The sequence below is a fragment of the Pseudomonas sp. FW305-28 genome, from assembly GCF_017351395.1.
GTDB lineage: Bacteria > Pseudomonadota > Gammaproteobacteria > Pseudomonadales > Pseudomonadaceae > Aquipseudomonas > Aquipseudomonas fluorescens_AA.
The window spans coordinates 1-7,426 of sequence record NZ_JACNDD010000222.1; the positions used below are offsets into that span (position 1 = coordinate 1).

At 61.7% G+C, this 7,426-nt stretch carries 9 protein-coding genes; 5 read left to right on the forward strand and 4 right to left on the reverse strand.

All coding sequences use genetic code 11. The annotated features are described in order from the left end of the window. Window positions 1-87: 87 nt before the first annotated feature. The 4 genes from J4E53_RS28970 to J4E53_RS28985 form a co-directional block, all read right to left on the reverse strand. A complete protein-coding gene (locus tag J4E53_RS28970) occupies window positions 88-801 on the reverse strand; it encodes a DUF3108 domain-containing protein (protein WP_060741064.1) in 714 nt (237 codons plus the stop codon). An 8-nt stretch (window positions 802-809) separates the two neighbouring features. After that, entirely contained in the window at window positions 810-1,460 is a 651-nt protein-coding gene (gene purN, locus J4E53_RS28975; protein WP_060741065.1) for a phosphoribosylglycinamide formyltransferase, read from the reverse strand. Then, on the reverse strand, window positions 1,460-2,518 hold the full coding sequence (gene purM / locus J4E53_RS28980) for a phosphoribosylformylglycinamidine cyclo-ligase (RefSeq protein WP_003204658.1): 1,059 nt from the start codon (window positions 2,516-2,518) through the stop codon (window positions 1,460-1,462). Before purM ends, purN begins: the two co-directional genes overlap by 1 nt. A gap of 119 nt (window positions 2,519-2,637) precedes the next feature. Then, window positions 2,638-2,829, reverse strand: a complete 192-nt coding sequence (locus tag J4E53_RS28985; protein ID WP_177431745.1) for a hypothetical protein — start codon at window positions 2,827-2,829, stop codon at window positions 2,638-2,640. 52 nt (window positions 2,830-2,881) lie between these two features. Here J4E53_RS28985 and J4E53_RS28990 point away from each other — a divergent pair, with 52 nt between their 5' ends. The 5 genes from J4E53_RS28990 to J4E53_RS29010 form a co-directional block, all read left to right on the forward strand. Then, window positions 2,882-3,940 (forward strand): DUF2066 domain-containing protein, encoded by a 1,059-nt coding sequence (locus J4E53_RS28990; protein WP_103310925.1) that lies wholly within the window; start codon window positions 2,882-2,884, stop codon window positions 3,938-3,940. A 32-nt stretch (window positions 3,941-3,972) separates the two neighbouring features. Next, window positions 3,973-5,046, forward strand: coding sequence for an AI-2E family transporter (locus J4E53_RS28995; RefSeq protein WP_060741068.1), 1,074 nt, complete (start codon window positions 3,973-3,975; stop codon window positions 5,044-5,046). Between the two features lie 169 nt (window positions 5,047-5,215). Beyond that, window positions 5,216-5,920 carry a DnaA regulatory inactivator Hda gene (hda, locus tag J4E53_RS29000; protein WP_003178999.1) on the forward strand — a complete coding sequence of 235 codons (705 nt, stop codon included), beginning with the start codon at window positions 5,216-5,218 and terminating at the stop codon, window positions 5,918-5,920. 212 nt (window positions 5,921-6,132) lie between these two features. Further along, window positions 6,133-6,759, forward strand: a complete 627-nt coding sequence (locus J4E53_RS29005) for a C40 family peptidase (protein ID WP_060741069.1) — start codon at window positions 6,133-6,135, stop codon at window positions 6,757-6,759. A gap of 165 nt (window positions 6,760-6,924) precedes the next feature. Then, window positions 6,925-7,426 (forward strand): C40 family peptidase (locus tag J4E53_RS29010; protein WP_207268251.1); only part of this gene is annotated, 502 nt, incomplete at its 3' end.

The following is a 7,426-nucleotide window of genomic DNA, read 5'->3' on the forward strand; positions in this document are numbered from 1 at the left end:
CTCGCTCCCACAGAGGGTATGTGGTGGGCTTGAAATCCGGGCATTAAAAAGCCCCGCATTTGCGGGGCTTCTCGGTGTTCACTTCGATCAGCTGCCTTTCACAGCCTTGCCATTGACCGTGCCGTCCTGGAGCATGATGTTGTACTCCTTGCCGTCGGTCTCGACCTGTTGCAGGCGCACCAGCAGGTAGTCCCAGTCCTTGGCGAACCAGAGCACGGTGATGCGCTTGCTTTGTGTCGGATCGCGCACGCGCTCGACCTTGATCGCATCGATCTGTCCGGCCTTGGTGTCGACCTTCTCCGAACCCAGCACACGGAAGTCATAGGTATCGACTTCGCCATCATCCACGACCTGATAGCTCATGCTTTTCTTGCCAGCCGCCACGTCATGCTGCAGGGCCAACTGGTAAGTGGATTTATCGACCATGCCACGGTTGAGCGGCAGCTTGACCGCGTCACCGCGATCGGTGCCGGTGACCATCTTGGTGTTCCAGTCGAAGTCCAGGTCGGCTTTCTTGGCCTTGCCCAGGCCACCACGTTCGAAGTGGTAGGACTGTGGCAGCAGGGTGTCCTTGTCCAGGGTCAGGGTGCTTTCTTCGGTCAGGCTGGCGATCATCATCGAAGCCTTGAAGCTCAGCTTCCAGGTGCCGTTGGCCTCCTTGGTCAGGTTGCGCTCGGCGGTGCCACTCATGGGCAACTGTTTCCAGTCGGCGGTGTAGCTGGCGGAGAACGGTTGAAGTTCTGCGGCCTGTGCCAGGGGCAAGGCAAGCAGAGCGCAAGCGAAGAGCAGGGCGCGACGCATAAAATCTCCTAGTATCGAATCAAATGGCCGCTGGCGGCGAGCAACTGGCCGTCCAGTGAGGCACCGCGATCGTCGAGGGTCAGCCTTCCTTCGGCAAACCAACGTACGGCCATCGGGTAGATCTGGTGCTCGCGGGCGTGAACCCGCTGCGCCAGACTTTGCGGCGTGTCGTGCAACTCTACCGGTATTACTGCCTGTACGACCAGTGGTCCGCCATCGAGTTCCTCGGTGACAAAGTGCACGGAGCAGCCGTGCTCCGTGTCTCCGGCCTCCAGCGCGCGCTGGTGAGTGTGTAACCCTTTGTATTTGGGCAGCAGCGAGGGATGGATATTGAACAGGCGGCCCTGGTAGTGACGCACGAAGCCAGCGCTGAGGATGCGCATGAAGCCAGCGAGCACGACCAGTTGCGGATTGAAGGTGTCGATCTGTTCGATCAGCGCGGCGTCGAAGGCTTCGCGGCCTTCGAACGCCTTGTGATCCAGGACCCGGGTGTCGATGCCCGCGTCCCTGGCGCGTTGCAGGCCGTAGGCATCGGCGCGGTTGGAAATCACCGCACGGATACGGACCGGGCTGTCGCCGGTCCGTGTGCTGTCGATCAAGGCCTGCAAGTTACTGCCGGTGCCGGACAGCAGCACCACCACGTCACAGGTTGCGGACATCAGTGTGCCTTAAGGTTTTTCAGCTCGACCTGTGCGGCGCCTTCGGCCGCGGTGGCGATCTGGCCGATGACCCAAGGCTGTTCGCCGGCTTCACGCAGGACGTTCAGGGCGGTCTCGACGTGCTCCTGGGCTACGCAGATGACCATGCCCACGCCGCAGTTCAGCACGCGGTGCATTTCGGTTTCATCGACATTGCCTTTTTCTTGCAGCCAGTCGAACACCGCCGGACGGGTCCAGCTCGCCACGTCGACCACGGCCTGGGCGCCTTTTGGCAGCACACGCGGGATGTTGTCCAACAGGCCACCACCGGTGATGTGGGCCATGGCCTTGACGGCACCTGTGTCCTTGATCAGCTTGAGCAGCGGCTTGACGTAGATGCGGGTCGGAGCCATCAGCAGGTCGGCCAGTGGCTTGCCGTCGAGCTGGGTGTTTTCAATGTCGGCACCCGAGACTTCGATGATCTTGCGGATCAGCGAGTAGCCGTTGGAGTGCGGGCCGGAGGATGGCAGGGCGAGCAGGGCATCGCCAGCGGCGACTTTCGAACCGTCGATGATCTCGGCTTTTTCAACCACGCCGACGCAGAAGCCGGCCAGGTCGTAGTCTTCGCCTTCGTACATGCCGGGCATTTCAGCGGTTTCGCCGCCGACCAGGGAGCAGCCGGACAGTTCGCAGCCGGCGCCGATGCCGGTCACGACCTGGGCAGCGGTGTCGACGTTCAGTTTGCCGGTGGCGTAGTAGTCAAGGAAGAACAGCGGCTCGGCACCGCACACCACCAGGTCGTTCACGCACATGGCCACCAGGTCGATGCCGATGCTGTCGTGCTTGTTCAGGTTCAGGGCCAGGCGCAGCTTGGTGCCGACGCCGTCGGTGCCCGAGACCAGCACCGGTTGCTTGTAGCCGGCCGGGATCTCGCAGAGGGCGCCGAAACCGCCCAGGCCGCCCATGACTTCCGGGCGCGCAGTGCGCTTGGCGACGCTCTTGATGCGTTCGACCAATGCTTCACCGGCGTCGATGTCTACACCGGCGTCCTTGTAGCTCAGGGAGGGTTGCTTGCTCATGATCCAGGCCTTTAGGGGGGATTTCTGGGTAACGACCGACGCCGGGGCCATTGAATAACCGTTGTACGAATTATTCCGGGAGCCCAGCCATTGCCGGTCTGCGAAGGCGCGCGATTTTATCAGGCTTGAGGGGCAGCGGCCATCCTCGCGCCGACGGGCAGGGACATATCCGCGGAAAAAAACCGATATTTCTTATATTGGTACTGCGCAACGCCTCTGTATAAGGTGTAGCGGTAACCGGTTATGGTGATGACCGTGCGAAACTTCCACTGGCGTGTGAATGTTTTGCCGGGTGCTGTGGTCTCAGCCATGCTCAATCTTCTTCACACGGCCTGTTCCAGCCGTTATGTCCGGGAATCTTCCATGCGTTTGTTCAAATTCTTGTCCGTGGGCTGCTTGTCGCTGATCAGCCTGGCGAGCCATGCCGAAACCGTCAATGGCCTCTATCAAGTGCTCGAACCGGTCACCAGCCAGACGCCGGAGGAGCGCAACCAGGCGACGTTGCGCGCCCTGGATACGCTGGTGCTGCGCCTGACCGGCGATGCCAAGGCGGCCCAGAATCCCGGGTTGGCGGCCATCCGCCAGGACCCGCAACAGATCATTCTTCAATATGGCTACGACGCCGGCCCGCCGGAAAGCCTCAAGGTGGATTTCGACCCGGCGAGTACCGACCGGGCATTGCGCTCGGCAGGCTTGTCGCTCTGGAGCGCGAACCGGCCATCGATCCTGGGCTGGTGGCTGAACGATTCGGCCGAGGGTTCCAGCCTGGTGGGCGATGGCCAAGCCAGCGCCACGCCGTTGCGGCGTGCCGCGCAGCATCGGGGCCTGGCTTTGCACCTGCCGCTGGCGGATCTGAGCGAGCAGATCGTCGCCACCGCGCCGAACCTGGAAGGCAGCGACCCGGCGCCTCTGCGCGATGCGTCGGAGCGCTACGCGGCGGACGCCTTGCTGGCGGTCCATGCGAAGGAAGAAGGCGGTCAGTGGCACGGTACCTGGCGCCTGTGGCTGGGGGACCAGCGTGAGCAGGGCACTGCCCAGGGCGCCGATCCTGCGGCCTTGGCCGATGCGGTCATGCTCGCGGTGAGCCAGCGCCTGGCGCCGCGCTTCGTCGCCAAGCCGGGGGTGGCCACGGAACAACTGCTGGAAGTGCAGGGCATGAACCTGGAGCGCTACGCGGCGCTGGGGCGTTTGCTCGAGCCGTTCGCTGGGCAGTTGCAGCGGGTCGAAGGGGACCGGATCGTCTATCGGGTCAACGGCAGTGCCGAACAATTGAAGGCGCAACTGGCCCTGGCAAGACTGCAGGAGGTTCCAGCCGGTGAGGCCGTCGCGCCGGTGCCGGTCGCGCCACCCGCCGCCGATGGCTCGGCCCCGGTTGTGGCACCTGCGCCAGCACCGGCCGCCAATTTGCGGTTCCGCTGGTAGGTTGTCTTTCTTTATATAGCTAGGAGTGGTTCATGGGCGATACGCGGCGTTGGTTCTGGTTGGGTGGGGTTGCCCTGCTGTTCGCGCTTATTTATTTGCTGCATCCGATCCTCACACCGTTCCTGGTTGCGCTGCTGTTGGCCTATCTGTTCGATCCGGTGGTGGATCGCCTGGAAAAACTCGGCCTGTCGCGGACCTGGGGCGTGGTGGCGGTGTTTGCGCTGTTCACACTGATCGTGAGCGCCCTGTTACTGGTGCTGATACCGATGCTCGCCAAGCAACTGGTGCGCCTGTACGAGTTGGCGCCGCAGATGCTCGATTGGTTGCAGCACAGCGCGATGCCGTGGGTGCAGTCGAAATTGGGCTTGGCCGACGGTTTCTGGAAGTTCGACAAGGTCAAGGCCGCCATCAGCGAGCACATGGGCCAGACGACCGACATCGTTGGCGTGGTGTTGAGCCAGGCGACGGCCTCGGGCCTGGCGTTGATCGGCTGGCTGGCAAACCTGGTGCTGATCCCGGTGGTGGCTTTCTATCTGCTGCGGGACTGGGACCTGATGATGGCCAAGATCCGCAGCCTGCTGCCGCGTCAGCGCGAAGAACGCATCATGACCCTGACCGGCGAATGCCATGAGGTCTTGGGGGCGTTCGTGCGCGGGCAGTTGCTGGTAATGGTGGCCCTGGGTTTCATCTACGCGGCCGGCTTGATGCTGGTGGGGCTGGAGTTGGGGCTGTTGATCGGCTTGATCGCCGGGCTGGCGGCCATCGTGCCGTACATGGGCTTTGTGATTGGTATCGGTGCGGCGTTGATCGCCGGGTTGTTCCAGTTCGGCGGTGACTTGTACCCGATGGTCGGCATCGTGGCGGTGTTCATGGTCGGGCAAGCCCTGGAGGGCATGGTGCTGACGCCGCTGTTGGTGGGCGACCGTATTGGCCTGCATCCCGTGGCGGTGATCTTTGCGATCCTGGCCGGTGGCGAGTTGTTCGGTTTCACCGGGATCCTGCTGGCGCTGCCGGTGGCAGCGGTGATCATGGTGCTGGTGCGGCATATGCACGATCTGTACAAGGATTCGGACATTTATAGCGGCGCTGAAGACCCTGATCTGTAGGGCAAATCCGCGACGGAGCGTCAGGGAAACCGACGTTCCGTTCTCTTGCTGCTGCAAACCTTTGATTTTGCTCGTGGTCCGGCGCATTGTGCGGTCCGCGCCACGGGTATAAACTTTGCGCACTTTACACAGAGGCCACTAACGGTTCCTTGGGAACTGTTCAGTCAGCATGAAACCGATTCAGCTGCCCCTAGGTGTGCGTCTGCGTGATGACGCTACCTTTATCAACTACTACCCAGGCGCCAATGCCGCTGCACTCGGCTATGTCGAGCGGCTCTGCGAAGCCGACGCCGGCTGGACCGAAAGCCTGATCTATCTGTGGGGCAAGGACGGGGTAGGGCGCACGCACCTGTTGCAGGCGGCTTGCCTGCGGTTCGAGCAGTTGGGCGAGCCGGCCGTGTATCTGCCGCTGGCTGAATTGCTGGATCGCGGCGTTGAAATCCTCGACAACCTTGAACAGTACGAACTGGTCTGCCTGGACGATCTCCAGGCCGTGGCCGGCAAGGCTGACTGGGAAGAAGCGCTGTTTCACCTGTTCAATCGGTTGCGCGACAGCGGTCGGCGCTTGTTGATCGCCGCCTCGACGTCGCCTCGGGAGCTGCCGGTGAAACTGGCGGATCTCAAATCCCGTCTCACCCTGGCGCTGATTTTCCAGATGCGCCCGTTGTCCGACGAAGACAAGCTCCGTGCCTTGCAGCTACGCGCTTCCCGACGTGGCCTGCACCTGACCGATGAAGTCGGGCATTTCATCCTCACCCGTGGCACCCGCAGCATGAGCGCATTGTTCGAGCTACTCGAGCGCCTCGACCAAGCCTCGCTCCAGGCCCAGCGCAAGCTGACTATTCCTTTTTTGAAAGAAACTTTGGGCTGGTAGAACCGTTGTGAGTAGTGGCTCATGGCCTGTTCTGGACGCGGCGAAACCCGCGGTCCTGCTGGGTTGCAGGCTGCGTGACGTTCAAAATGGGCTTAAGCGCTTAGATGTAAACGTAAAACCGAGAAGTCACATTTGCATCGATTGAATTTGCAAATGAGGTTGATAGAAGGCATAGTCTCGCCATCTTTACTACTTCAGCCACGGTCGTGCCCATGCTAAATCGCTTCGCACCCCTCGTGCCTCTCGCACTCGTTACCCTGTTGTTCGGTTGCGCTGCCCACTCTCCAGTGTCCCAGCAAGCGCCACAACCACAGGTCCGGAATTCCGTTACCGCCCAGTCTTCCTCCGTTGCGTTCCAGGAAGAAATGGCCTCCGACAAAGAACTCGCAGCCTTCGCCGGCAGCAAGCCTTACCAGCTTCCAGTACTGGCTGACAGCATCCTGGAACGTGGCATGTCGCTGATCGGTACCCGCTACCGTTTTGGCGGTACTTCTGAAGCCGGCTTCGATTGCAGCGGTTTCATCGGTTATCTGTTCCGCGAAGAGGCTGGCATGAACCTGCCGCGCTCCACTCGCGAAATGATCAACGTGAACGCCCCACTGGTAGCGCGCAATCAGCTGGAGCCCGGTGACCTGCTGTTCTTCAGCACCAACGGTCGTCGCGGTCGCGTCAGCCATGCCGGTATCTACCTGGGCGACAACCAGTTCATCCATTCCAGCAGCCGCCGCAGCGGTGGCGTGCGGATCGACAGCCTGGGCGACAGCTACTGGAGCAAGACCTTCATCGAAGCCAAGCGCGCCCTCGCCATGGCACCGACTGTGGTCACTGCTCGCAAGTAAGCACACAGTTTGTAAGGCAAACTTAAAGTCTTACTTGAAGTTTGCCACATAGTCGCTAGAATCCTTGATCATTGATTGATGGCAATCCGCCTGCGTACTACGCAGGCGGATTTGTTTTCATGCCCACGGCAGAAAAGCCGCATCCAGATCAGGATTGTTCTGCATATGTCGACGTCGGCCCGCCTCGCGCTCATCTTCCTCGCCGCACTGCTCAGTGCGTGCGCCAGCCGAACCGCGCCGCCAGCACCTGTGGTACGGGCCCCGGTGGTCTTTGCCCCCTCGCAATCCTTTTCCCCTGCCGCCGAAGACGTCCTGTTCCGGGCTCTGGGCCTGGTGGGGACGCCGTACCGCTGGGGCGGCAACACGCCGGATTCGGGCTTCGATTGCAGTGGCTTGATCGGTTATGTGTACCGCGACGCCGCGGGTATTTCCCTGCCGCGCTCCACGCGCGAGATGATCGGCATGCGCGCGCCGGATGTCGGCAAGAACGCCTTGCAGACCGGCGATTTGATTTTCTTCGCCACCAACGGCGGCTCTCAGGTCAGCCATGCCGGGATCTATGTCGGCGAGGGGCGCTTCGTCCACGCACCGGCCACGGGCGGCACGGTCAAGCTCGACAGCCTGTCCAAGGCCTATTGGCAAAAGGCTTACCTGGGCGCCAAGCGTG

Bases quoted from the DNA above. Each gene is read 5' to 3' on its own strand.
- J4E53_RS29005 (WP_060741069.1), top strand. From the start codon at position 6,133: ATGCTAAATCGCTTCGCACCCCTCGTGCCTCTCGCACTCGTTACCCTG.
- hda (WP_003178999.1), top strand. From the start codon at position 5,216: ATGAAACCGATTCAGCTGCCCCTAGGTGTGCGTCTGCGTGATGACGCT.
- J4E53_RS28985 (WP_177431745.1), bottom strand. From the start codon at position 2,829: ATGGCTGAGACCACAGCACCCGGCAAAACATTCACACGCCAGTGGAAG.
- J4E53_RS28990 (WP_103310925.1), top strand. From the start codon at position 2,882: ATGCGTTTGTTCAAATTCTTGTCCGTGGGCTGCTTGTCGCTGATCAGC.
- J4E53_RS28970 (WP_060741064.1), bottom strand. From the start codon at position 801: ATGCGTCGCGCCCTGCTCTTCGCTTGCGCTCTGCTTGCCTTGCCCCTG.
- purM (WP_003204658.1), bottom strand. From the start codon at position 2,518: ATGAGCAAGCAACCCTCCCTGAGCTACAAGGACGCCGGTGTAGACATC.
- purN (WP_060741065.1), bottom strand. From the start codon at position 1,460: ATGTCCGCAACCTGTGACGTGGTGGTGCTGCTGTCCGGCACCGGCAGT.
- J4E53_RS28995 (WP_060741068.1), top strand. From the start codon at position 3,973: ATGGGCGATACGCGGCGTTGGTTCTGGTTGGGTGGGGTTGCCCTGCTG.